The organism is Streptomyces sp. P1-3, from assembly GCF_050613155.1.
Lineage (GTDB): Bacteria > Actinomycetota > Actinomycetes > Streptomycetales > Streptomycetaceae > Streptomyces.
Genome location: NZ_CP192512.1, coordinates 780,873 through 805,034 on the forward strand (window position 1 = coordinate 780,873; position 24,162 = coordinate 805,034).

Here is a 24,162-nt window from a genome sequence, read left to right on the forward strand (position 1 = left end):
CCGTCCCCCTCGTAGTTCGTTCCAGGTGCTGACTTAAGCCTGATGCCCGAATTCGGCGCCGGTGTGACGCCGGCCGCGCTGCCAGCCCCGTTGGAGCGAGGCCATGGTGGCCCGCGCCTGTTCGGCATCGCGTTCGGGATCATCGGTCTCGGCAGGGTACCGTTCCGCCTCGGCCCATGGGCCGGGGTCGTTCTTCAACTGCGGGGCGAGGCTGGCCTGCCGCACCCGCCGCGGCAGCCCGGGCGGGGTGGCTCCTTGCGAGGGCATGGTGGGCTCCAGAGGGGCCGGCGGCGCTGCGGGCTCGGGGTTCCACGTGGGAGCGGACGGCTGCTGCGCGGCCTGACGGGGCTCCCAGCCCTGGTGCGGCACCGGGCCCGCGGGCGGCGGGACGGGCTGCCCGGCGTGCGGGTCCCAGCCCCCGGGCTCCTCGAACCGCGGCGTCTCGACGCGCTGTTCCCGGTCGTACGCGTCCTGGTCGTACACGTCCTGGGCATACGCGTCCTGGGCGTAGGCGTCCTGGGCGTACGGCTCGTCGGCGCGCGGTTCCTCGATCCGCGAGGGGGCGGGGCCGCGGCGGGCGCCCGGCACCGGGCGGCCGTTGTCGGAGACGAGCACCGGCGGCACCCGGCGGGGCAGCGGCGCCGGGCCGGACGTGCGGGTGGGCAGTGGCCGGTCGGGGACCTGCTGGTGCTGTTCGGGAACCGGCGGCACCGGCTCGACCGGCGGCACCGGCCTTACGGGCGGAGCCGACTGCACGGGCGGCACCGGCCTCATGTGAGAGGCGGGGGCGGGCGGTACGGACGGCAGGCCACGGCCGCGGAAGAGGCTGCCCTCTTCCTCGTCGTCCTCGTCGAACCCGTCCTGCGGCCGCGCGGGGAACCGGTCCTGCGGCCACGGGGCGATCCCGTCCTGCGACCAGCTGGGCGCTGTCCGCTCCTCCGCTTCGGCCTGGCCGCCCAGCAGGGAGGAGTTGCGCGCCGCGTGGTCGGGGAAGAGCGCGGGGATCTCGCCGGCGGTCTCCAGCCCGCCGCTCCGGCCGGCCGCGTGCGGCTCCTCCTGGCCGGCCCCGGGGCCGTCCTGGTCCGGTTCGCCGTCCTCGGTGAGCAGCTTGGCGGGGATGAGCACGACCGCGGTCGTCCCGCCGTACGGGGAGGGCTGGAGGGAGACCCGTACGCCCTGGCGCTGGGCGAGGCGGCTGACGACGAACAGGCCGAGCCGGTCGGTGTCGGACAGCTCGAAGTCGGGGGTCTCGGCGAGCCGCAGGTTCGCCTCCAGCAGCGCGTCGGGCGCCATGCCCAGGCCGCGGTCGTGGACCTCCAGGGTGAAGCCGTTGGCGACCCGCTCGCCGAGTACCTGTACGGCGGTGTGCGGCGGGGAGAAGACGGTGGCGTTCTCCAGAAGTTCGGCGATCAGGTGGGTGAGGTCGGCGACCGCGGGGCCGCCCACCGCCAGCCGCGGCAGCCGCCGGACCTCGATCCGCTCGTAGTCCTCGACCTCGGCGACGGCCGCGCGGACCACGTCCATGAGCGGGATCGGCTTGCGCCACTGCCGGGAGGGGGCGGCGCCGGAGAGGATGACCAGGCCCTCGGCGTGCCGCCGCATGCGGGTGGTCATGTGGTCCAGCCGGAAGAGGTCGGCGAGCTCGTCAGTGTCCTCGGTGCGCCGCTCCATCTCGTCCAGCAGCGTGAGCTGGCGGTGCAGCAGCACCTGGCTGCGGCGGGCGAGGTTGACGAAGACCTCGGAGACGCCGTGCCGCAGTTCGGCCTGCTTGACGGCGGCCTCGACCGCGGCGCGCTGCACGGTGTTGAGGGCCTGGCCGACCTGGCCCATCTCGTCGGGGCTGTACTTCAGGCGGGGCGCCTCGGTCTCCACGTCGACCTGTTCGCCCGCCGCGAGGCGGCGCATGACGCTGGGCAGCCGGACGGTGGCGACCTCCTGGGCGTCCTTGCGGAGCTGGGACAGGTCGCGGATGAGGGTCCGGCCGATCCGGAAGGAGACGAAGATGGAGGCGGCCAGAGCGACGAAGCCGAGGATGCCCGCGATGCCGGCCTGGAGCAGCACGTTCTCGGCCTCGGGCTCGACGCGGTCCTGGTAGCGGTCCATCGCCTCGCTGTTGAGCCGGTCGTAGTCGTCGAGGACCGCCTTGGCGGTGCGCTCCCAGCTCTGCTGGCTCATGGCCTGGAGGGCGCCCGACGGGCCGGCCCGCTGGATCCGGTCCTCGGCGATGCGCAGCGCCTCGGGGGCCGCGCTCTTGAGCCGGTACCGCTGGAAGACCTTCTGCTCGGAGGCCGGCAGCACCGGCACGTTGGTGGCGTAGAGCAGGCTGCGCTCGGCGATGAGGTCGGACATCAACCGCAGCTGGGCCGGGGTGATGGTGCCCGCGGTGAGCGCCGCGGAGTAGATGGCGTCCTCGCGGGAGAGGGCTTCGCGGGCGCGGACCATCGCGACCAGGGCGCGGGCCTGCTTGTCGAGTTCCGCGTTGGGCACCGAGTGCAGGGAGCTGCGGAGGATGTAGCAGAGGTCGACGAGCTTGTTGTAGGCGACGAACGTCCGGTCGCTGGTGTACTTGCGCTCCTCGATGCTGCGGCGCACGTTCTCCAGTCCGTCCGCGGACTCCAGGATCGCGCCCAACTGGGCCTTGGACTCGGAGGACATCTTGTCGCGGGTGTCCGAGTCGCCCGCGTTGGCGCGCAGCTTCTCGATGACCCGGTCGGTGTCCTGCTGCCGGGCGCGCAGCACGGTGAGCGCGTCGGTCCGGCGCGGGTCGGCGAGGAAGATCAGTGCCTGGCGGCGCTCCTTCTGGATCGCGTGGACGGCGTCCTCGACCGGGTAGCCGACCTCGTCCACGATGTCCGCGGCATCCAGCAGCTGCATCGCCTCACGACCGGTGATCACTGTCGCGAACGCCCAGATCGCCGTCAGCGAGACGAGCGGCACCAGCAACAGCGCCACGATCTTCCGGCGGATGGACTTCCCGCGAAAGCGCATGGCCTCCCCAACGTCAACCCCGCGTGTCCGGGGTGCAGTTCCGACAACAAGCGGCGCGAGCCTACTACCGTGAGTTCGCCGTCTCGAAGAGCTGTCCGGTTGCTGACGGCGTCCTCGCGGCGATCGTGATCACCATCTGTCCGTGGATTCCCCGACTTGCCCCCCGCCCGCTGTCCGCTACCTGCCGATGACATGGCGTGACAGCGGTCGAATGTATGGCCGGAATTGCTCTCCCCGGTGGGAACCATCCGCTCCGGCCGATCGTGCCCTGACAGGGGAGACTGGGGGGAATAGTGCCCATGTCCCGCTTTCACAAGGGGCGGGCGGGGGGAGGCGGAGAAAGGGGTGAGGACTTCGTGGGCAAGGATCGCGACATCCCGGACGGGGGGCGGGGCGGCACGCCCGCGGCCCGGGTCCGGCCGTTGTGGGTCGAGGAGCCGGCCCGGCGGTACAGGATGCCTGATCCGGTGCGTACGGCGGCGGTCCGGGCCGTGCTGATCGTCGCGGTGACCCTGGTGCAGGCGATGATCGCGGTGCTGTGCACGCTGGCGGGCTCGTGGCTCGCCTTTCCCATGGTGCTGAGCAGTGTGGCGGGCACGGTGGCGGCGACGTGGGGGGTGCTCGATGTGTGGGTGACGCGGCAGGTGTGGAAGCAGCGCCACGGAGTGGTGTCCGCACCGAGCAGCGTCTCGCGTCAAGTACGCCGATCACGCCGCCCGCAGCGGCTGTCGGGCGTGTGAGGGGCACCGCGGCTGCTGTCGGGCGGGTGAAGAGACGCGCGGGAGCCGTCGGGCGTGTGAGGGGACCGGGGCAGCCCGGTCCCCTCGCGCTCAGCGGGGGCCCGGGCCGCTCTCCGGGTCGTCGGCGTCCGGGCGGCGGAACATCCGGGTCGCCGTGATCTGGCCGTGCACCTGTTCGGCGCCGGCTCCCTCGGCCTGCTGCGGCAGACCGGGCCGCAGGTGCTCCTCAACGCTGATGTACTTCAGTCCTGCGCGCAGGTCCGCGTCGTTGCGCAGCCGGATGACCAGCGGGAACTCCGCGAGTGCCGTGGTGTCGAACAGCCCTGTGGTGTACAGCAGCTGGACGCCCAGCGCGTCGGCGACGGCGCGCTGGAGCTCCAGCAGATACGTGGCGTTGGCGCGGCCGATGGGGTTGTCCAGGAACAGGGTGCCCGCGTGCCGCTGCTTGTCCCGGCCCCGGTCGTTGCTCCGCAGCGCCGCCATGGTGCAGTACAGCGCGATGGCCGCGGTCAGCAGCTGGCCGCCGGAGAACACGTCGCCCATCTGGCCGACCGGCACCCGCTCGGCGCGCAGCACGGCGTCGGGCTTGAGGATCTCCACCGCCACGCCGCGCGGCTGGAGTGCCGCGTGCACGCCGCGCAGGAGCAGCGACATGCCGTCGCGGCGCAGGTCGGAGTTCTTCCGCACGGCCGACCGGGTCGCCTCGTCGATGACCTCGCCGAGCCGCTCGGCCAGCGTCGCCTGGTCGGGGTCCTCGAAGCGGATGCGCAGGAACTCCTGCCCCGACCACTCGCCGAGTCCCTCGGGCAGCCGGGACAGCCGCTGCGCGGAGCGCAGGGTCGCCAGGCACGACTCGACCAGTCCGCGCAGCCGGTCCACGATGCTGTCGCGGTTGCGTTCCAGCTGTGCCAGTTCGTCGGTGAGCACCCGCAGCCGGGGGGCGAACGCATCGGCCCAGGCGGCGGCGTGGTCGGGCAGGGCGGCGGCGGGCAGTTCGCGGATCTGCTGGCGGGCGGGGGTGCGGACCTGCTCGTAGCGGGTTGAGTTGGCGTGCCGTACGAGGACGTCGCTCGCTTCCCGGACCGCCGCCTCGGCCGCTGACAGGTCGCCCGCGCAGCCGCGCAGGGACCGGCGGGCCTCGGCGGCCGCCTGGCGGGCCTCGGCGAGGTCGCCGCGGTACGCCTCGGGCTCCTCGGCGCCATCGGTGCCCTGGCCGTCGTGCTGGTCGCGGAGCAGATCGCGGAGCATGGCGGCGAGCTCGTCGAAGCCGCCCGCGGCGTCCTCGGCCGCGCGGTGGGCGCGCAGCAGCTCGCCGTGGGCGGTACGGGCGGTCTCCAGCGCGTCCGTACGGGAGGCGAGTTCGGCGTTGGCGGTGCGCAGTCGCTCCTTGGCCTGGTCCGCGTCGACCGGGACCAGCTCGTCGGGCAGGCCGGTGTGCGCCTCGCCGTCGGCGGGGGCCAGGCGTTCGGCCTCGCCGCGCAGCCGGCCGAGCTGCTCGCTGGCCGCCGAGGCGCGGGTCTCCAGCATCTGCACCAGCGACTCGGCGCGTGCCGCGGCGGCCTGCCGGGAGGGCCCGTCGGCGCCGTCGGTGCCTTCCAGAAGCTGCGCGGCGCGGGTGCGGACCTTGTTGGTGAGCCGGTCCAGTGAGGCCAGGGCGGCGCTCTCGTCGCTTTCGGCGCGGGCCTGTTCGGCGCGCAGGTCGGCGCCGACGCCGACCTTCTCGTACACCTGCGAGGCCGCGCGGTACGCCTCGCGCAGGGCGGGCAGGGAGGTCCCGGACGGCGGGGCCTCGCCGGTCACGTCGTCGGGCGCGCCCGCGATCTCGGCGCGCTCGGCGCGCAGGGCGCGGGCGGTGCGGTGGGCGTCGTCGGCGGCGCGCTGTGCGGCGCGCCGGTCCTCGTCGGCGGCCCGGGCGCGGTCCACGCACGTTCCGGCGCGCTCCTCGGATTCGGCGGCCTCGTCGGCGAGTTCGCGCAGCCGGGTCTGCCAGGCCGCGCGCTCGCGCAGCCGGAACGCGAGCCCGGCGAGCGCGTCGGCGGCGCGGCGGGCCCGCTGCGCGGCCTCCTGCCGCTCGTCGCGGACCCGCGCCGCCTCCGCGGCGGTCTCGTCCACCTCGGCGCGGGCGGTCCGGGACTCGGCGCGCTCGTGCTCGGCGGCGTTCGCGGCCGTACGGGACTCCTGTGCCGCGCGGGCCAGTTCGGCGAGCCGGCCGGGCGGGCAGCCCTGCCGCCAGGCGGACAGCCGGGCGGCCAGCGTCCGGTCCCCGGCGAGCCGCGCGGCGAGCCGCCGGATGTCCTCGTCGCGAGCGGCGGCGCGCTCCCGCAGCGCCTGCCGCTCGTCGTCGGCGGCGCGCTCGTCGTGCATCGCCGGGTTCGGCGGCACGAGGAACACCGCGCCGTCCTCCGCTCCGGCGGCGGGCGGCGGCGCGAGCAGCGCGACGGCGGTGCCCACGGCGACTGCGGAACGCGGCAGCAGCGACGCCGCGCCCAGCACCTCGCGGGCGCGGGCGTGCGTGCCGGGGTCGGTGATGACGACGCCGTCGACGAGTTCGGGGCGGGCGGCGAGCACGGCGGCGTGGTCGGCGGGGTCGACCGCCTGGGCGAGATACCGCCAGCCGGGCAGCGCGGGGATGCCGTGCTCGCCGAGGTACTCCACCGCGGCCAGCACGTCGGGGCTCGGCGGCAGCAGCCCGCCGTCGCCGAGCGCGCCGAGGATGCGGGCGTCGTCGGCGGCGGCCGTACGGAGCTCGAACAGCTGGCGCTCGGCGGAGGCGACGCTGTCGTCGAGCAGCTCGCGCAGGGCGTCGGCGTTGCGGTCGAGCTCGGCGGCGGTGAGCGGCTCGCCGGGGGCGGGTGGCCGACCGTGCCCGGCGTCGGATACGGCTCCTTCCGGCTCAGTCCGGTCGTGCCCGCCGGGCTGGTCGGTGGGGCTGGTGCCGGGGGCGTCCGGCGTGTCGGGGGTGTCGGTGCATGCCTCGCCCGGGGCCGTCGGCTCCTCGGCGTCGGGGGCGACCAGGTCCGCGCCCGCACGGTCGGCGCCGGTCGGGCCGGTGTCGGTACCGGGAGCGTCCAGGGTTTCGGCGTCGTCGGTGCATGCCTCGCCCGGGGCCACCGGCTCCGCCTCGCGGCCGGCCGCCGGGCTGCCGGTGGCGTCGTCCCGCTCGATCCGGGCCGTGACCTCACCGCCGGGGCGGGAGTCGGCGGGCACGGCCGTGCGGGCTTGCTCGTGGGTCGTCGCCGCGTCCGTGTCGGTGTCCAGCTCGTCCACGCGCACCGTGATCCGGCCCGGGCGCGGGGGCTCGGCGGCGTGGGGGCGGCGCGGGTCGGCGCCCGGGCGCGGGGGCGGGACCGGCGCGGCGGCGGGCGGCTGGGGCAGGCCCAGGAGTTCGGCCAGACGCGGTTCGGCGGCCAGGGCCTCGGCGGCACGCCGCTCCGCGTCGTACGCCGCTTCCGCGGCCTGGGCGGCGTCGGCGGCGCGGGCCGCGGCCAGCTCCGTGCGGGACTGCTCGGCCGCCGCCTCGCGGGCGCGCTCCGCGGTCTGGCGGGCGGTCTCGCGGGCGTGGTCCCAGGCGGCGACGGCGGTCTTCTCGGCGTCGCTGGCGGCGAGGGCGGCGCGGGCGGGGTCCGCGTCCGGGGCGGAGTCGTCGAGCCATCCGGCGCGCACCGCCTCGGCCGTCTCCTGTTCGACCTCGGCGAGGCGCTGGCGCAGGTGGTCGGCCTCGCTGCGGGCGCGCTGCGCCTCGGTGGCGGCGGCGGTGGCGTCGCGGTGCGCGGTCTCGCCGGCCCGCTGGAGCGCGGCCGAGCGCTCCTCTTCCTCGGCTGCCACGCGCTCGCCGTCCTCCGCGGCCGCGTGCAGCGCCCGTACCAGGTCGGCGGCGGCCTCGGCGCGGGCGGCGAGGGCGGGGGCGGCGTCGCGCTCGGCCTCGCGGATGGCGGCGGCCACGCGCGCCGAGCGGTCGGCGGCGGCCCGGTGCCGCAGTACGGTCTCGGCGGCCTGCCAGGCGGAGTGCAGGGTGCGCGCGTCGTTGAGTTCGCGGCGCTGTGCGGCCGCGCTCTTCTCGGCCGCGGCGAGCGCCAGCGAGGCGTGCCGGTAGGCCAGTTCTGCGGCGATCAGGGAGCTGTGGCCGCGGGCGGCGTCGGCCTCGGTGACGGCGTGCGCGGCGGCGGCGACCGCCTGCGCGAGTTCGGCGGCGCGGCCGCGCTCCTCTGCGCCCCGGGCGGACAGCCGGCGGGCGAGCGTGCGGGTGCGGCGCTCGGCGCCCGCGTGCACGCCGCGGGCCTGGGCGCGCCGCTCGGCGGCCTCGCCGATCCGGCCCAGCAGGTCGAGCGAGCCCGCGGTGAAGTCGCGTTCCGCGGTGAGTTCGGCGCGGCGGCCGAGCTTGTGGGCGAAGCCGTGGACCAGGTCGGCCAGGCCGTCGGTGTCGCGGGTGTCGGTGACGGCGCGCAGCAGCAGGTCGGTGAAGTCGGAGTCGTTCTTGACGGCGAACAGGCCCGCCGCCTCGCCCTCGTCGGCGTTCATCTCGCGCTGGTAGCGGAACAGCTCCGGGTCCAGGCCGAGTTCGCCGAGGTGCTCGTTCCAGCGCTCGTGGATCTCGACCCAGACCACGTCCAGGTGCGGATACGCCTTGCCGGCCTCGGTGAGGGCGTCGCGGAAGCCCTTCATGGTGCGCCGCCTGCCCTGGGCACCGGAAGCCCCCTCGGCGGTGCGGCGCACGGCGGTGGACTCGGCGACGGGCAGCGAGTCGAGGCTGAGTCCGGGGCCGGGCCGGAAGGAGTACCAGGCTTCGGCGAACTTCCGCGGGTCGTTGGAGACCTGGCGGCCGCGCCACTCGCTGACCTTGCCGACGACGACGGTCTCGCCGGTGACGGTGTGCTGCCACTCCAGGGCGACGTGACCGCAGTCGTCGGCGAGCAGGAACTTGCGCAGCACGCCGGAGCTGGCACCGCCGAGGGTGTTGCGGTGGCCCGGCAGCATCACCGAGAAGATCAGCTTCAGCAGGACGGACTTGCCGCCGCCGTTCTCCAGGAAGAGCACTCCCGCGGGCGCGGGGCGGCGCGGCGGGCCGACCGGCTCCTCCTCGAAGAACTCCGCCTGGGCGGGGGCGGGGTTCGGCACCGGCTCACCCACTCCGCGCAGGTCCAGCACGGTGTCGGCGTAGCGCGCACCGGCCGGCCCGATGGAGTAGAGGCGGACCCGGGACAGCTCGTACATGGCGGCGGACTCTCGTTGTTCTCAGGGGCTCGGGGGCTCGGGGCGGGGATACGGCGGGCGGAGACGCGGCGGGCGTGCGGCGCGGTTCAGGAGTGGAAGGGCAGGCCCGCGTCGGCGGCCAGGTCGAGGTCGTCGGTGTCGTCGGGCGGGAGCAGGGTCGCGCTGCCGTCGGCGACCGGCACGACGCCCAGCTCCAGCAGCTCGGACATGGCCGCGCTGCCCGCCATGTCGCGCACTTGGAGCTGGTAGCGGGCGGTGGTGCGGTACGTGCCTCCGGCGTCGTCGCCGGTGCGCTGGAGGAACCCGGAGTCGACGAGGAAGGCGACGGCCTTGCCGATGATGCCGGTGGTGGAGCCGGCCAGCCGGCGGGCGTCCTTGGTGGCGCCGGTGGCGCTGCGCCGCGCGTACACCCGCCAGGCGGATTCCAGGCCGGGCGCGCCGGTGGCCGGGTCGGTGTTCTCCCCTTGCTCTTCGGCGCGCTCCTCCAGGCGGCGGCAGGCCTGCCGGACGAAGGCGTCGACGCCGTTGACGGTGACCCGGCCGATGTAGCCGTCGTCGGCGAGGTCCTCGGGGCGGGGGAAGGCCATGGCGGCGACCGCCAGGTGGGCCAGTCCGTGCAGGAAGCGGTCGGCGGAGTCGGAGGCGGCACGGCGCGCGTAGTCGCCCATGCGGACCGCGAAGACGGAGTCTTCGGCGGCGGTCACGGCCATGCCGGCGCGGGTGGACACCTCCAGCACGACCAGGCCGAGCCCGGCGGCGACCGCGTCGGCGAGGCGGGCGAAGGCCGGGTCGTCGCGGTGGCGGCGGAGCAGCTCGGCGTACTCGGCGTCGCGGGCGGGCAGCAGCTTGGGCTGGAGCCCGAAGGCGACGAGCCTGGCCGCGTCGGCGGCGTCGGCGGGGGTGACGGAGCCGCCGGAGGCGGCGGGCGCAGTGCCCGCCTCCGGTTCCCCTGCGGGGGGCGTGGCGTCGTCGACGTCGTACTCAATCATGGCTGCACCTTACGTACCGGTTTGTGGGGACGAGAGCCCACAGCTCTGCGCTTGCGAAGGCTCATCACGCCGCCTCCGCGCGGTCGGCGGCCATTCCGGCCGAATCCAGCAGCGCCGTCCCCACGATCAGATCCGCGCCGCCGAACTCCGGGTCGTCGAGCACGGCGCCGTCGTCGACGGCGAAGAGGAGGGACTGCTCGCCCTGCCGGTACGCCGTGCCGACCGGCGGGCTGGCGGCGTGCACCGCCAGCAGGGCGACCAGGTACGGCAGTTCGGGGTCGCGGCGGCGTGCCTCGGCGAGCAGGCCGGAGAGCCTGCGGGGCGCGTCGGGCGGCAGGTCCAGCAGCTCCATGGCGGCGGCGAGCTGCTCCTCGCTGAACCGGCTGTCGTCCGGGGTGGCGACCAGGTCCGGCTCGGGCATCTCGGCACCGAGGTGCTCGCGCTCCACGGGCGGGGTCAGCAGCATGTCGACCAGGTCCCCGACCCGTACCGAGACGGGCGTGCGCAGACCGGTGCCGTGGGTGAAGAAGGCGTCGGTGACGCGGATCGCCCGTTCGACCGGGAGCGGCAGGGCCGGGGCGACGAGCTGTCCGTACAGGTCGAGTCCGGCGCGCGCGGCGGGCGGGGCGAACGCCTGCCGGTCCTGCTCGGCGCGGAACAGCGGACCGGCCTCCAGCAGCCGGGACTGCAGCTGGGTGTGGCGGCGGATGCAGTCCTTGACGATGTCGACCAGCTCGGCGGCGCGCCGCTTGTGCTCCGCGTCCTCGGCCTCGTCGCGCGCCTTGCGGATGTTGGTGAGGATCGCGTTCTCGTGGCGGTAGCGGTCGGCGACGTGGTCGAGCGCCTCGGCGATCATGTCGGGGACGCTGTTGAGCCAGTCGACGGCGCGGACGTTGCGCCGGGTGGCCTCCAGGGTCCTGCGCAGGTGCTCCGCGTACTGCACGGTGCGGTACCGGGCCTGCTCGGCCGCGAGCTGGGCGTCGGCGAGCCGGCCGCGGCTGATGAGCACCTCCAGCTTCACCTCGGCGGCGATCTGGGCGCTGGTGACGTCGGTGTCGAGGGCGCCGACCAGGACGTTGACGGCTTCGTCGGTGGTGCGCAGAAAGACGGTGCCGCCCGGGCCCGGCACCTCCTCGATCAGCTTGAAGTCGTAGTCCCGGCGGACGTACGCGCCGTCGGCGTCGAAGGTGCCGTAGACGGCGCGGAAGCCGCGGTCCACACTGCCGACGTTGATCAGGTTCTCCAGCACCCAGCGGGCGACGCGATCGTGCTCGGCGGCGGGCCGCCGCGGGGTCTGGGCGGCGATGCGCGGGAGGAGCTTGGCCACTATCTGCTCGTGGTCGGCGCCGGTGTCGAAGTCCATGTGGAGTGTGACCAGGTCGATGGCGGCGAGGGCGACCTCGGCCATCGCGTACACCCCGTACTCCCCGGCCAGGTTGGCCTTGCGCGCGTCGAGGTCGTGCAGTGGCGCGGTGCACGCGAGCGCGCGCAGCCGCCGCGCAAGGCCCTCGTCGGCGGCCGGGCCCGGGGCGGGGCGGGCAGGCCCGTTGAGCTGGGGCGCAGCGGCCCCGGGGGGTGCAGAAGTCACGTCGCACAGCGTAGGCGGTCACACTGACAGCGGACGAAACGGCACGGCTCGGACCGGCCTCCGCGGCGTCGGACCGGCACCCCTGCGGCATCGGACCGGCACCCCGCGGCATCGGAGCGCCGCCCGCGGCGTCAGTGTGTGGCGCCGCCCACAGCCCGGATGTCGTCGGTACGGGCGGCCGCGGTGGCGGCGATGGCGCGCAGCCCCTCGGCGGCGGCCGCCACGGGAAGCGACGGCGCGGACCGGTCGGTGACCTGCGCGGAAGCATACGGGACGTGGACGAAGCCCCCGCGCAGCGCCGGCCGCTCGGTGGCGATCAGGTGCATGAGCCCGTAGAAGACGTGGTTGCAGAGATAGGTCCCGGCGGTGTGGGAGACGGAGGCGGGCACGCCCGCCGCGCGTACGGCGGCCACGCACGCCTTGACCGGAAGCGCGGCGAAGTAGGCGGCCGGTCCACCCGGTATAACCGGTTCATCCATGGGTTGCGCGCCCGCGTTGTCCGGGATGCGCGCGTCGTCGAGGTTGATGGCGACGCGTTCGACCGTGATGTCGGGGCGCCCGCCCGCCTGGCCGACGCAGAGCACCACGTCCGGTTCGCCGTCCTGGACGGCGGCGGTCAGGGCGGGGAGCGCCGCGCCGTAGACGCAGGGCAGCTCGGCGGTGGTGAAGCTCAGGCCGGGCGGCGGGTGCGCGGCGACGGCGCGGACGGCCTCCCAGGACGGGTTGGTCTCCCCGCCGCCGAAGGGCTCGAATCCGGTCAGCAGGACCCGGGTCATACGCAGGCTCTCCTCGGGGCGGTGTCTGTCAGAACGCGAAAGCGGACATGATCGCGATGTTGCAGCCGAGCAGGATGACGGCGGTGGGCAGCTGGGCCTTGATCGGCCCGTACTGGTCCTTGAGCTCCAGCAGGGCCGCCGGAACGATGTTGTAGTTGGCGGCCATGGGGGTCACGAGCGTGCCGCAGAACCCGGCGAGCATGCCGACGGCGAGGACGGCGGCCGGACTGCCGTCGTAGTGCTGGACGAGGACGGGCCAGCCGACGGCGGCGGTCATCACCGGGAAGGCGGCGAACGCGTTGCCCATGATCACGGTGAACAGGGCCATACCGACGCAGTAGACGACGACGGCGAGGTGGAGCGAGCCGTCGGGCAGCACCTTGGTGGTGAGCTTGCCGACCTCGGTGCCGACCCCGGCGACGGAGAAGATGCTGCCGAGCGTGGCGAGCATCTGCGGCAGGAGCATCGCCCAGCCCATGGCCTCCAGCATGGAGCGCCCGGCGTGGACGGGGACGGACAGGCGCTTCTCACGCAGCATGACCATGCCGACGACGAGCGCGGCCACCGCTCCGATGCCGAGCCCCAGGATGGTCTCGCTGCCCTTCTGCAGGACCGGTTCGCCGCCGACGGACAGCTTCTTGACGCCGACCGCGCAGACCATGGCGACCAGGGGGATGGTGAGGGCGGGAACGAAGAGCCTGCCGCCCAGACGGGCGGCGCTCGCCGCGCGCTGTTCGCGGGTCGTGGTGCGGGGCTCGCCGCGGCCGGTGAGACCGAACCCGGCGAGGCAGGCCATGACGAGGACCGCGGCGCCGAGCGGCTCGGCCGGGGCCTTGTCCTCCACCACCCAGGAGCTGTAGATGAAGCCCGCGCCGATGAGCCCCCAGAAGGCGGCACTGCCATGGCGTTTGGGGTTGCTGCGGTCGGTGAGCATCTGGGCGGCCATCACCAGGAAGACGGCGCCGACGAGCCAGAAGAACCACTCTGCCTTGATCACTTGACGGCCTCCGGGGCGTTGGGGGCCTCGGGCGCGTCCGGCCCCGCGGACGCGGCGGCCGGTCCGGAGCCGGCTCCGGCTCCCGATCCGGCTCCGGCTCCGATTCCGGCTCCAGCTCCGGCGAGCAGGTCGCGCTCCAACTGCCGGTCCAGGCGCAGCAGCCGCCAGCCGTGCACGACGAGCGCGCACAGGGCGGTGGGAATGGCCCACAGGGCGAGGTGCAGCGGCTCCAGATGGGTGTCGTACGTGGTGTTGACGAACCCGGTGATCAACAGGATGGAGCCGACCGCGAGGAAGACGTCCTCACCGAAGAAGAGTCCGACGTTGTCGGCGCTGGCGGAGAACGACCGGATCTTCTCGCGCGCCTTGTCGGGCAGCGGACCGAAGCGGCGTTCCGCGGCGCCCTCGGCCATGGGGGCGACCAACGGACGCACGGTCTGGGCCGGGCCGCCCACACTGATCAGGCCGAGCGCGGCGGTGACCTGACGCAGCGCCAGGTAGAGGGTGAGGAAGCGGCCGGTGGTGAGCTTGGCGAAGCGGGAGACGAGGCCGCGGGCCTGCTCCTGGAGGCCGTGGCGCTCCAGCAGGCCGATGACGGGCAGGGTGATGGCGAAGATCGTCACGGAGCGGCTGGAGGCGAAGCCGTCGCCGAACGCGGCGAGCACCTCGCGCGGCGTCAGGCCGCCGAGGAGTCCGGTGGCGATGCCCGCCGCGCCCACCACCAGGAGGGGGTTGCGTCTCGTGGCGAAGCCGACGACGACCACGAGCACGCCGAGGAGAACGATCATGCGTCCGCCTTCCGCGCGGGGCCCGCAGGGGGCGTTGAGGAAGTTTCCCCGGAGGCTAGGGGATTGTTCAACGATCCGACAAGAGGTTGATCGGTGATCGCTTCTGCGGGTGGCGGTCGCCTCAGTACGGCGGCGGACCCCGGGGGGCGGGACTGGGAATCCCCGGCTACGAGGGGACGCGCTCCGCGTACGCGCCCGCCAACTGCCGCCGCGAGTCCTCCAGATACGCGGCGAGCAGCCGCTCGGCCTCGGCCGCGTCTCCGGCCTGGAGGGCCTCCAGGATCTGCCGGTTGCGGGTCAGGTAGGGCGCATGGAAACGGCGCGGGTCGTCCATGAAGTGGAAGACCAGCCGCAGTTCCGCCAGCACGGCGCGCATCAGCTCGTCCGTGCGCGGGCTGCCCGCCAGGCCCGCGACCGCCTGGTGGAAGCGGATGTTGGCGGTGGACAGGTCCTGCCACTCCCGCTCCCGGGCCGCCCGCTCGCCCGCCGCGACCGCCGCCTCCACGGCGTCGAGCCGGTAGGGCGGCTCCCCCAGGCTCCGTACGGCCGCGCACTCGACCAGCGTGCGCACCCGGTAGATGTCGGTCAGGTCCGCCACGCTCACCACGCGCACGAAGACCCCGCGGTTGAGCTCGTGCACCAGCAGCCGTTCGTGGGTGAGCAGCCGAAACGCCTCGCGCAGGGTGTTGCGCGAGACGCCGAGCGCCCCCTTGATGCTGTCCTCGGACAGCCGGGTGCCGGGCGGGAAGAACCCCTCGGCGATGCGGTCGCGCAGCACGTCCGCGACCCGCTCCGCGGTGCTGGTACGCCCCAGCAGAGGGCGGTCCGTCTCCAGCTCCGACACCGCCGCCGCCTCGGCGAGCCGCCGCTCGGCCCCGTTCGCCACGCCGTTCTCCTTGCCCCGCTCTTCGCGCCTTCATAACGGTTTGCGCCCTCGCGCGCCCTCCGCGAGGGCAGCAGAAGTCAAACCGTAAAGCGAGACCGAGACAACATCCCCCTTGTCGGATTGTTGAACAATCTCTACGTTGACGGGCATGACCGCAACCGCCCAGGACCTGACGATCGACCTCAACGCCGACCTCGGCGAGGGCTTCGGCCGTTGGCCGCTGACCGATGACGAGGCACTGCTGTCCGTGGTCACCAGCGCGAACGTCGCCTGCGGCTACCACGGTGGCGACCCCGCCACGATGCGCCGGGTCTGCGAGACCGCCGCCGAACGCGGGGTGGCCATCGGCGCCCAGGTCTCCTACCGCGATCTGGCCGGCTTCGGACGGCGCGCCATGGATGTCCCGCCGCGCGAACTGGCCGCCGAAGTCGCCTACCAGATCGGCGCGCTGGAGGTGTTCGCCCGCGCGGCGGGCTCCCGCGTGTCGTACGTCAAGCCGCACGGCGCGCTGTACAACCGGACCGTCCACGACGAGGAGCAGGCGGCCGCGGTCGTCGAGGGCGTGACGCTGGCGGCCGCCGGCGCGCCGCTGCCGGTGCTCGGCCTGCCCGGCTCCCGGCTGCACGCGGCGGCGGACGCGGCCGGACTGCCCGTGGTCGCCGAGGCGTTCGCCGACCGGGCCTACACCGCCTCCGGCACGCTGGTGCCGCGCGGCGCACCGGAGGCCCTGGTCACCGACCCCGACGCCGTGCTGGAGCGCTCGCTGGGCATCGCCCGGGACCGCGCGGTGGCCTCGGTGGACGGCCGCCGCCTCGAACTGCGCGTACGGTCCCTGTGCGTGCACGGCGACACGCCAGGCGCCGCCGCACTCGCCCGCCGTGTACGCGCCGGACTCGATGCCGCGGGCGTGCGCGTGGAGGCGTTCGCGTGACGGCCGACCCCGACACCGGAATCCGTACGGGTACAAGTGCGAGTACGGGCACGGGCACGGGCACGAGCGCGGGCACGGACACGGGCACGAGCGCCGCCACCGCCACCGGCACCGGCGGCGGCACCCGCGGCGGAATCGCGCAGCCCTCCGCGATCCGGGTACGCGGCCTCCCGGTCGGCGACCACGCTCTGCTCCTGGAGGCCGAGTCCGGCGAGGCCGCCGAGGCCCTGCACGCCGAACTCCTGCGCCGCGCGGCCCGGCACGAGCTGCCGCCCGTCCGCGAGATCGTGCCCGCGGCCCGCACCGTCCTGCTGGACGGCGTCGCGGACCCCGCGCGGCTCGCCGCCGAGCTGGAGCACTGGCGGATACCGCCGCTCACCCGCGCCCAGACCCGCACCGTAGAGGTCCGGGTACGGTACGACGGGCCGGACCTCGCCGAGGTCGCCGCGCTGTGGGGCGTCTCCCCCACCGAGGCCGCCGCGCTCCACGCGGCCACCGAATTCCGCGTCGCCTTCTGCGGGTTCGCGCCGGGCTTCGGCTATCTGACCGGGTTGCCCGAGCACCGCCACGTACCGCGCCGCGCGACGCCCAGGACCGCCGTGCCCGCCGGGGCCGTCGCCCTGGCCGGCCCCTACACCGGCGTCTACCCACGATCCTCCCCCGGCGGCTGGCAGCTGATCGGCACCACGGACGCGGTGCTGTGGGACCCGGCGCGCGATCCGGCGGCGCTCTTCGCACCCGGCACCCGGGTCCGCTTCGTACCGGTCCCGGCGGGTGAGGCGGGGCGGGGATCCGGAGCGGCACCGTGACGGACAGCGCCTTCGCGGTGGTACGGGCGGGCGTCCTCACCACCGTCCAGGACCTCGGCCGCCCCGGGCACGCCCATCTCGGCGTCCCGCGCTCGGGGGCGCTGGACCCCGGCGCGCACCGGCTGGCCAACCGCCTCGTGGGCAATCCCGAGACGGCCGCCACGCTGGAGACGACCCTCACCGGCTGCGCCGTACGGCTGCGCCGGGCGGCCACCGCGGCGGTCACCGGCGCCGCCTGCCCGGTCACCGTCGACGGGCGGCCCGCGGCCTGGGGCGCCCCGGTGCGCGTACCCGCCGGGTCGCTGCTGGAGGTGGGCGCCGCCACCCATGGGGTACGCGCTTACGTCGCGTTCGGCGGCGGGGTCGAGGTGGAGCCGGAGCTCGGCAGCCGCGCCACCGACATCCTCTCCGGCCTCGGTCCGGCGCCGCTGGCCGACGGCCGTGTGCTGCGGCTCGGTCTGCCGTACGGGCCGCCCGCGGCGACGGATCCGGTCACGGCCCGCACCGGCTTCCCCCGCGAACTGGTGCTGCCCCTCGTCCTCGGTCCACGCCACGACTGGTTCACCGCCGCGGCGCCGCGCGCCCTCGCCGCCGGCGGCTACCGCGTCTCGGCGGCGAGCAACCGGATCGGGCTGCGCACCGAGGGGCCCGCCCTGGAGCGCGCCCGGGCGGACGAGCTGCCCAGCGAGGGCATGGTGCGCGGCGCGGTGCAGGTGCCGCCCGACGGCAGGCCGGTGCTCTTCCTCGCCGACCATCCGACGACCGGCGGCTACCCGGTCATCGGGGTGGTGCCCGAGCCGCACCTGGACGCCGCGGCGCAGGCGCTCCCCGGCACCCCGGTCCACTTCCTGCCCCGTCCGCCCCGCCACCGCCGGACGTGACGCGCCGCAGGCGTCGCGATCCGCCGGGTACGGCCTACCCGTGGCCGTTGCGGCGGGCGCGGGCCTCGCGCAGGGCCAGCCGGGCACCGGAGTGGCCGCGGTCGGCCGCCGGGCGCAGCACCCGTTCGGCCTCGGCGTAGCGGCCGAGGTCCAGGTGGAGGGTGCCGAGCACCACCGACGCGGACACGTCGCCGAGCGCCATTGCCGACCTCAGCCAGTGCTCGGCCTCTTCGTACTCGCCCCTGTTGCCCAGGCCGATTCCGTAGACCGTCATGCCGCGCCGGTCACCGGCCTCGGCCGCCGCGCGGGCGGCCGCCTCCGGGACCGGGGTGCCGCGTTCGTACGCCGAGTGGACCGCCGCGAGCAGCTCCGGGTCGAGACCGCCGGTCCCACCGCGCCGCCTGCCGCGCCGCCGCCACCAGGCCCAAGGTCCGCGCATGGCCGCCCCCTCTTCCCCCGCCCGTCATTGTGACGCTCCGCATGACACCGGGGAAGGCCGTGCCTGATGGTCGTTCAGGGTGTCTGATGGTCATTCAGGATGCCTGTCGGTCGTCCAGGGAGCGTCTGACGGTCATTCAGGGGTTCCGTAGCCGCCGCCGCCCGGGGTCCGGATGACCAGGACGTCGCCGGGTGCGGCCTCGGCGGTGTCGCAGCCCGCCAGTTCCTCGACCGTGCCGTCGGCGCGTTCGAGCCGGTTGCGGCCGGGGGCGCCGGGTTCGCCGCCCGCCATGCCGTACGGCGCGACCCGCCGGTGGCCGGTCAGCAGGGCCAGCGTCATCGGCTCCAGGAAGCGGATGCGCCGGGTGACGCCGTTTCCGCCGCGCCACCGGCCGCGGCCGCCGCTGCCCTCCCGTACCGCGAAGCTCTCGACCCGTACCGGGTAGCGCCACTCCAGCACCTCGGGGTCGGTGAGCCGGGAGTTGGTCATGTGCGTCTGTACGGCGTCGGCGCCGTCGAACCCGTCGCCGGCGCCGGAGCCGCTGGCCACGGTCTCGTAGTACTGCACGCGGTCGTTGCCGAAGGTGACGTTGTTCATGGTGCCGGAGCCCTCGGCCTGGACGCCGAGCGCCGCGTACAGCGCGCCGGTGACCGCCTGCGAGGTCTCCACGTTGCCCGCGACGGTGGCCGCCGGGTAGCCGGGGGCGAGCATGCAGCCCTCGGGGATGCGGACCTGGAGCGGTTCGAGGCAGCCGCTGTTGAGCGGGATGTCCTCGGCGACCAGGGTCCGGAAGACGTACAGCACGGCGGCCATCACCACCGAGCTGGGCGCGTTGGCGTTACCGGGCTGCTGCGGGGAGGTGCCGGTGAAGTCCAGCACCGCCGACCGGGCCCGGCGGTCGACCCGGACCGCCACCTGGATGACCGCGCCGCTGTCGGTCTCGTAGCGGTACGAGCCGTCGTGGAGCGTGGCGATGGTGCGGCGGACCGACTCCTCGGCGTTGTCCCGCACATGCCGCATGTAGGCCCGCACCACGTCGAGCCCGAACTGCTCGATCATGCGGCGCAGTTCGTGGATGCCCTTCTCGTTGGCCGCGATCTGGGCGCGCAGGTCGGCGAGGTTGGCGTCGGGGGCGCGGGAGGGGTACGGGCCGGCGGTGAGCAGCGCCCGGGTCTGCGCCTCGCGCAGTTGTCCGTCCCGTACCAGCAGCCAGTTGTCGAAGAGGACGCCCTCCTCCTCGATGGTGCGGCTGAACGCGGGCATGGAGCCCGGGGTGATGCCGCCGATCTCGGCGTGGTGGCCGCGCGAGGCGACGAGGAAGAGCAGGTCCGTGCCGTCCGCGTCGAAGACCGGGGTGACCACGGTGACGTCGGGCAGGTGCGTGCCGCCGTGGTACGGATCGTTGATCGCGTAGACGTCGCCCGGCCGCAGGTCGCCCCGCCTGCGCCGCAGCACCTCCTTGATGGACTCCCCCATCGAGCCGAGGTGCACGGGGATGTGCGGGGCGTTGGCGATGAGGTTGCCTTCCACGTCGAACAGGGCACAGGAGAAGTCGAGCCGCTCCTTGATGTTGACGGAGTGCGCGGTGTTCTCCAGGCGCACCCCCATCTGCTCGGCGATGGCCATGAAGAGGCTGTTGAAGACCTCCAGCAGCACCGGGTCGACGTCGGTGCCGACCGCGACGGTGCGCGGCCGGGGCGTCACGCGGGTCAGCAGGAGATGGCCGCGGTCGCCCACCGCCGCCCGCCATCCGGGGTCGACGACGGTGGTGGCGTCCTCCTCGGCGATGATCGCGGGCCCGGTGACGGTGTCGCCGGGGCGCAGCGCGGCGCGTTCGTGGAGCCGGGTGTCCTGCCAGGCGCCCTCGGTGAACATCCGGACGGTCGCCGGTGCGGCGGCCGTCTCCGGGGACCTGACCGGGTGCGCGCGGGTGCCGCCCGCCGGGCCGGTCGCCTCCACCGACACGGCCTCGGCGACCAGCGGTTTGTCCATGGTGAAGGCGTAGCGGGCGCGATGGACGCGGACGAACTCCGCGCGCATCGCGGCGGCGGCGTCCAGGGGCACGGGGATCGCGGCGTCGGTGCCCGCGTAGCGCAGGTGGACGCGGGCCGAGGTGCCGATGGACTCACGCGGCACGCCGTCGGCGACGAGTTCGGCGCGGGTGCGCTCGGCGAGGTCCGCGCACAGCTCGCGGATGCGGGGCAGCGCGTCGTCGGTCAGCTCGGTCTCCACCGCCTGCTCGCGCATGGCGGTGGCGTCCGCGACGCCGATGCCGTACGCGGACAGCACGCCCGCAAGCGGCGGTACGAGCACGGTGTTCACGCCCAGCACGTCGGCGACGGCGCACGCGTGCTGGCCGCCCGCGCCGCCGAAGCTGGTCAGGGCGTAGCGCGTGACGTCGTGGCCGCGCTGCACGGAGATCTTCTTGACGGCGGTGGCCATGTTGAGCACGGCGATGTCGAGGAAGCCCCGGGCGACCTCCTCGGGCCCGCGCCGGTCGCCGGTGGCCCGGGTGATCTCCTCGGCGAGGGCGGCGAAGCGCTCCCGTACCAGCTCGGCGTCGAGCGGCTGGTCGCCGTGCGGGCCGAAGACGCGGGGGAAGCGGGCGGCCTGGACGCGGCCGAGCATCAGGTTGGCGTCGGTGACGGTCAGTGGGCCGCCACGGCGGTAGCAGGCGGGCCCCGGCACGGCACCGGCGGAGTCCGGGCCGACGCGGTAGCGGCGCCCGTCGAAGTGGAGGACGGAGCCGCCGCCCGCGGCGACCGTGTGGATGTTCATCATGGGGGCGCGCATCCGCACCCCGGCGACCTCGGTGCCGAAGACGCGCTCCAACTCCCCGGCGTAGTGCGACACATCGGTGGAGGTGCCGCCCATGTCGAAGCCGATGACCCGGTCGAATCCGGCTTCGGCGGAGGACCGCGCCATGCCGACGACGCCGCCCGCGGGGCCCGACAGCACGGCGTCCTTGCCCCGGAAGTGGGCGGCCTCGCGCAACCCGCCGTTGGACTGCATGAACATCAGCCGGATGCCGCGCAGTTCCCCGGCCACGTCGTCGACGTAGCGGCGCAGGATCGGCGAGAGGTAGGCGTCGACCACCGTGGTGTCGCCGCGCGGCACGAGCCTCATCAGTGGGCTGACCTCGTGCGAGCAGCTGACCTGGGTGAAGCCGAGGTCCCGGGCGACGGCGCAGACCGCCCGCTCGTGGGCGGTGTGGCGGTAGCCGTGCAGCAGGACGACGGCGGCGCTGCGGAACCCGTCGCGGTGGGCGGCGCGCAGCGCCTCGGTGGCGGAGTCCAGGTCCAGGGGCGTCACGACCTCGCCGTGTGCGTCGACCCGCTCCGGGATCTCCACGACCCGGTCGTACAGCGCCTCGGGCAGCAGGATCCGGCGGTCGAACAGCCGTGGGCGGTTCTGGTAGGCGATGCGCAGGGCGTCCCGGAACCCTTGGGTGACGACCAGGACGGTGGGTTCGCCGGTCCGCTCCAGCAGGGCGTTGGTGGCGACGGTCGTGCCCATCTTGACGACGGAGACCGACTCGGCCGGAACGGGCTCGCCGGGGCGCAGCCCCAGGGTCTGCCGGATGCCGTGGACGGCGGCGTCCTGCGTGCGTTCGGGGTGGTGCGAGAGCACTTTGCGGGTGACGAGGCGGCCGTCGGGGCGCTTGCCGATGACGTCGGTGAAGGTGCCGCCACGGTCGATCCAGAATTCCCAGCGTCCGGTCGTCACCCCGTCATTGTCGCAGCGCCCGGGGCGTCGGGGCGGGGCTCGGGCGGGGCGGCGTCCGGCGTGTCGGGACGGGACGGGGGCGGGATGAGATCCGGCGTGTGGGGCGTGGACGGCGCGGCAACCTGTGTGTCGGGACGGGGCTCGGGCGGGGTGGGATCCGGCGCGGGGGGCTCGGGTGGGGCGGCGTCCGGCCTGTCGGGGCGGGACTCGGGCGGGGCGGTACGGGCGTGTCGCCGCCGCGCCAGGTCGGCGAGCGCGGCGCGGGTCGCTCTGCGGGCGCGCAGGTCCAGGCGGCGGTCGGTGCCCAGCAGTAGGTGACGGCTCTCGCGTACGGCCAACCCGAGAAGCGCCGGGAGGAGGTCGGTGCAGCGGTCGGCGATCCAGCGGGTGCCGCGGGTCGCCATCCACCGGGCGGCGGCCGCGCGCGAGGGCGGCGGCCCTTGGGAACACGCCGCGGGCGGATCGCCGGTCGCGAGACCGCGCGCGGCGAGCGCCGTGTGGAACTCCCGGGCCAGCAGCCGGTGTCCGAGTTCGCTCGGATGCAGCCGGTCCACGCTCCACGCGGCCCGCCGCGCGGTCCAGGGATGGTCCGCGAGATGGACGTGCACGGCCCCGTACCGCCGTGACAGGACGTGCACCACGGTGTTCACCGCCTCCATACGGCGCCGCAGCGGGCGGGCGAGCGGCGCGGGCAGCCCCAGCATCCGGCCGGGGTCGGGCAGGCACGCGGTGAGGACGACGGCGCCGTCGGCGGTGAGGGTGCCGATGGCCAGGTCGAACGCGTCGGCGACCCGCCGGATGTCGAAGGCGGCCCGCAGGGTGTCGTTGGCCCCGGCCACGACGGAGGCGAGGCCGGGGCGGAGCCGGCGCGCGGCGGTGAGCTGGGAACCGGCGACGTCGGCGGTCAGGGCGCCGCTCAGGGCGACGTTGACCAACTCGACGCGCCCCGGGCGGGCCACGAGCCCGTCCGCCAGCAACACGGCCCAGCCCCGCCAGCCACCACCGGGTACGGGGTCGCCGAACCCCGCGGTGAGGGAGTCTCCCAGGGCGACGAACCGCAGCACCGGTGGCGCGACACGCCGCGGCGGTGGAGCGTGGGGCGTTGCCGGGTCGGCGGTCATCGCGGATCGCGGAGCGGCGGGGCGTCGTGCGCGCTCAGAAACGCGGCGACGGCCGTCGGCCAGCCGTAGCGTTCGGCTCGTGCGCGGGCCGACGCGCGGCGGTCGGAAGCGGGGCGGGCCAGGAGTCGCTCTGCCGCGTCCGCGAAGGCCGGGCCTCCCCCAGCTACCTCCCCCAGGCTCCTCCCCCAGCGCGGCCGCTGGGAGGTGCCCCCAGGCGGTACCCCCACGAGGTCCCCCTGGTCGGCGGCCGTCTCGCCCGCCGGGCCGACGATGTCCGGGAGGGCGGACAGGGCGCTCACCACCACGGGCGTACCGCAGGCCAGCGCCTCCAGCGCCGCCAGTCCGAACGTCTCCGCCGGGCCCGGGGCGAGGACGAGGTCCGCGCTGGCCTGAAGAGCGGCGAGCGCACCCCGGTCCGCGACATGGCCCAGGAACTCGGCGGGCAGCCCCTCCTCCCGGGCGCGGCTCTCCAGCCGGGTGCGCAGCGGACCGTCGCCCGCCACCACGAGCGTCGCGGGCACACCGCGCCGCCGCAGTTCGGCGAGCGCGTCCAGGGCATGGCCCGGCCGCTTCTCGGGGGAGAGCCGCGAGCACATGACGAGCAGGACGCCGCCGTCGGGCGCGTGGTGGGCGCGCAGCGACGCGCTGTGCCGGGCGGGGTGGAAACAGTCGAGGTCCACCCCGAGGGGCGCGTGCACGAGGTTGCGCGTGCCGATCCGTACGAACTCGCGGGCCGCCCACTCGGTGGTGCACAGGACCCGCGAATAGGCGTGCGCGGTACGGAGGTTGAGCCGGTCGGCGACGTGGCGGGCCGCGGCCTCGGGCACGCCCCAGGTGCGCAGCACGCCGTCGGCGCTCTCGTGGGAGACCATCACGGCCGGTACGCGGGCGCGGCGGGCCCACTCCCCGGTCCAGCGCAGCGTCGTACGGTCGGACACCTCAAGCCGGTCGGGCGCGAGCGCCTCCAGCAGCCGGGTGAGCCGCCGCCGGTCGGTGAGGACCCGGTAGCCGCCGGTGCCGGGGACGCGCGGGCCCGGCACGGTGATGACCCGGCCCTGTTCGGTGTCCGTGTCCGAGAACCGTTCGCCGGGCACGACGAGGACGGGTTCGTGGCCGGCGGCCCGGTAGCCGGCGCCCAGTTCGCGCAGGGCGGTACGGAGTCCGCCGGACGCGGGGGTGACGAAGTTGGCGAGCCGGACGATGCGCAGCGGAGCCGGGGCAGGGGCCGGGGCAGGTCCCGAGGCCGAGGCGGGTGCCGGCGCCGGTGCCACGGCTGCGACCGGTGCCGGTGC

General features: G+C 75.1%; 15 protein-coding genes and 1 pseudogene. 4 read left to right on the top strand and 12 right to left on the bottom strand.

Features of this window, described 5'->3' with window-relative positions:
* Positions 1–33 precede the first annotated feature (33 nt).
* Positions 34–2,988 (bottom strand): nitrate- and nitrite sensing domain-containing protein, encoded by a 2,955-nt coding sequence (locus ACQUSR_RS03340; protein ID WP_431041011.1) that lies wholly within the window; start codon positions 2,986–2,988, stop codon positions 34–36.
* Positions 2,989–3,287: 299 nt separating this feature from the next.
* Here ACQUSR_RS03340 and ACQUSR_RS03345 point away from each other — a divergent pair.
* A pseudogene (locus ACQUSR_RS03345) lies at positions 3,288–3,713 on the top strand (hypothetical protein); the annotation flags it as partial.
* Between the two features lie 105 nt (positions 3,714–3,818).
* On the opposite strand, the gene ACQUSR_RS03350 reads toward ACQUSR_RS03345, so the two are convergent.
* From ACQUSR_RS03350 to ACQUSR_RS03380, 7 genes are all read right to left on the bottom strand, one after another.
* Positions 3,819–8,939 (bottom strand): hypothetical protein, encoded by a 5,121-nt coding sequence (locus ACQUSR_RS03350; RefSeq protein ID WP_431041012.1) that lies wholly within the window; start codon positions 8,937–8,939, stop codon positions 3,819–3,821.
* Between the two features lie 86 nt (positions 8,940–9,025).
* Positions 9,026–9,928, bottom strand: a complete 903-nt coding sequence (locus tag ACQUSR_RS03355) for a hypothetical protein (protein WP_431041013.1) — start codon at positions 9,926–9,928, stop codon at positions 9,026–9,028.
* A gap of 64 nt (positions 9,929–9,992) precedes the next feature.
* Positions 9,993–11,516, bottom strand: coding sequence for a hypothetical protein (locus ACQUSR_RS03360; RefSeq protein WP_431041014.1), 1,524 nt, complete (start codon positions 11,514–11,516; stop codon positions 9,993–9,995).
* Between the two features lie 131 nt (positions 11,517–11,647).
* Positions 11,648–12,292 carry a pyroglutamyl-peptidase I gene (pcp, locus tag ACQUSR_RS03365; protein WP_431041015.1) on the bottom strand — a complete coding sequence of 215 codons (645 nt, stop codon included), beginning with the start codon at positions 12,290–12,292 and terminating at the stop codon, positions 11,648–11,650.
* Between the two features lie 28 nt (positions 12,293–12,320).
* On the bottom strand, positions 12,321–13,289 hold the full coding sequence (locus ACQUSR_RS03370; protein WP_431041016.1) for a DUF979 domain-containing protein: 969 nt from the start codon (positions 13,287–13,289) through the stop codon (positions 12,321–12,323).
* Entirely contained in the window at positions 13,286–14,077 is a 792-nt protein-coding gene (locus ACQUSR_RS03375) for a DUF969 domain-containing protein (RefSeq protein WP_431041017.1), read from the bottom strand. The genes ACQUSR_RS03370 and ACQUSR_RS03375 overlap by 4 nt, the downstream gene beginning before the upstream one ends.
* 166 nt (positions 14,078–14,243) lie before the next feature.
* Complete coding sequence (locus ACQUSR_RS03380) at positions 14,244–14,963, bottom strand: GntR family transcriptional regulator (RefSeq protein WP_431041018.1); 720 nt, start codon at positions 14,961–14,963, stop codon at positions 14,244–14,246.
* A 148-nt stretch (positions 14,964–15,111) separates the two neighbouring features.
* On the opposite strand from ACQUSR_RS03380, the gene ACQUSR_RS03385 reads away from it, so the two are divergent.
* The 3 genes from ACQUSR_RS03385 to ACQUSR_RS03395 all read left to right on the top strand — a co-directional run bounded on the left by ACQUSR_RS03385 (position 15,112) and on the right by ACQUSR_RS03395 (position 17,584).
* The gene (locus tag ACQUSR_RS03385) at positions 15,112–15,894 is read left to right on the top strand and encodes a LamB/YcsF family protein (protein WP_431041019.1); all 783 of its coding nucleotides are present in this window, start codon (positions 15,112–15,114) and stop codon (positions 15,892–15,894) included.
* A gap of 152 nt (positions 15,895–16,046) precedes the next feature.
* Positions 16,047–16,703: a 5-oxoprolinase subunit PxpB gene (gene pxpB / locus ACQUSR_RS03390; RefSeq protein ID WP_431047345.1), complete on the top strand. Its 657-nt coding sequence runs from the start codon at positions 16,047–16,049 to the stop codon at positions 16,701–16,703.
* On the top strand, positions 16,700–17,584 hold the full coding sequence (locus ACQUSR_RS03395) for a biotin-dependent carboxyltransferase family protein (protein WP_431041020.1): 885 nt from the start codon (positions 16,700–16,702) through the stop codon (positions 17,582–17,584). Before pxpB ends, ACQUSR_RS03395 begins: the two co-directional genes overlap by 4 nt.
* Before the next feature lie 34 nt (positions 17,585–17,618).
* Here ACQUSR_RS03395 and ACQUSR_RS03400 read toward each other — a convergent pair whose 3' ends face one another.
* The 4 genes from ACQUSR_RS03400 to ACQUSR_RS03415 all read right to left on the bottom strand — a co-directional run bounded on the left by ACQUSR_RS03400 (position 17,619) and on the right by ACQUSR_RS03415 (position 24,141).
* Positions 17,619–18,023, bottom strand: coding sequence for a sel1 repeat family protein (locus tag ACQUSR_RS03400; protein ID WP_431041021.1), 405 nt, complete (start codon positions 18,021–18,023; stop codon positions 17,619–17,621).
* A gap of 132 nt (positions 18,024–18,155) precedes the next feature.
* A complete protein-coding gene (locus ACQUSR_RS03405; protein WP_431041022.1) occupies positions 18,156–21,749 on the bottom strand; it encodes a hydantoinase B/oxoprolinase family protein in 3,594 nt (1,197 codons plus the stop codon).
* Positions 21,746–22,813, bottom strand: a complete 1,068-nt coding sequence (locus ACQUSR_RS03410; protein ID WP_431041023.1) for an SGNH/GDSL hydrolase family protein — start codon at positions 22,811–22,813, stop codon at positions 21,746–21,748. The genes ACQUSR_RS03405 and ACQUSR_RS03410 overlap by 4 nt, the downstream gene beginning before the upstream one ends.
* Before the next feature lie 53 nt (positions 22,814–22,866).
* Positions 22,867–24,141 carry a glycosyltransferase gene (locus ACQUSR_RS03415; RefSeq protein WP_431041024.1) on the bottom strand — a complete coding sequence of 425 codons (1,275 nt, stop codon included), beginning with the start codon at positions 24,139–24,141 and terminating at the stop codon, positions 22,867–22,869.
* Positions 24,142–24,162 lie beyond the last annotated feature (21 nt).

Bases quoted from the DNA above. Each gene is read 5' to 3' on its own strand.
- ACQUSR_RS03350 (WP_431041012.1), bottom strand. From the start codon at position 8,939: ATGTACGAGCTGTCCCGGGTCCGCCTCTACTCCATCGGGCCGGCCGGT.
- ACQUSR_RS03400 (WP_431041021.1), bottom strand. From the start codon at position 18,023: ATGCGCGGACCTTGGGCCTGGTGGCGGCGGCGCGGCAGGCGGCGCGGT.
- pcp (WP_431041015.1), bottom strand. From the start codon at position 12,292: ATGACCCGGGTCCTGCTGACCGGATTCGAGCCCTTCGGCGGCGGGGAG.
- ACQUSR_RS03385 (WP_431041019.1), top strand. From the start codon at position 15,112: ATGACCGCAACCGCCCAGGACCTGACGATCGACCTCAACGCCGACCTC.
- ACQUSR_RS03375 (WP_431041017.1), bottom strand. From the start codon at position 14,077: ATGATCGTTCTCCTCGGCGTGCTCGTGGTCGTCGTCGGCTTCGCCACG.
- ACQUSR_RS03340 (WP_431041011.1), bottom strand. From the start codon at position 2,988: ATGCGCTTTCGCGGGAAGTCCATCCGCCGGAAGATCGTGGCGCTGTTG.
- ACQUSR_RS03355 (WP_431041013.1), bottom strand. From the start codon at position 9,928: ATGATTGAGTACGACGTCGACGACGCCACGCCCCCCGCAGGGGAACCG.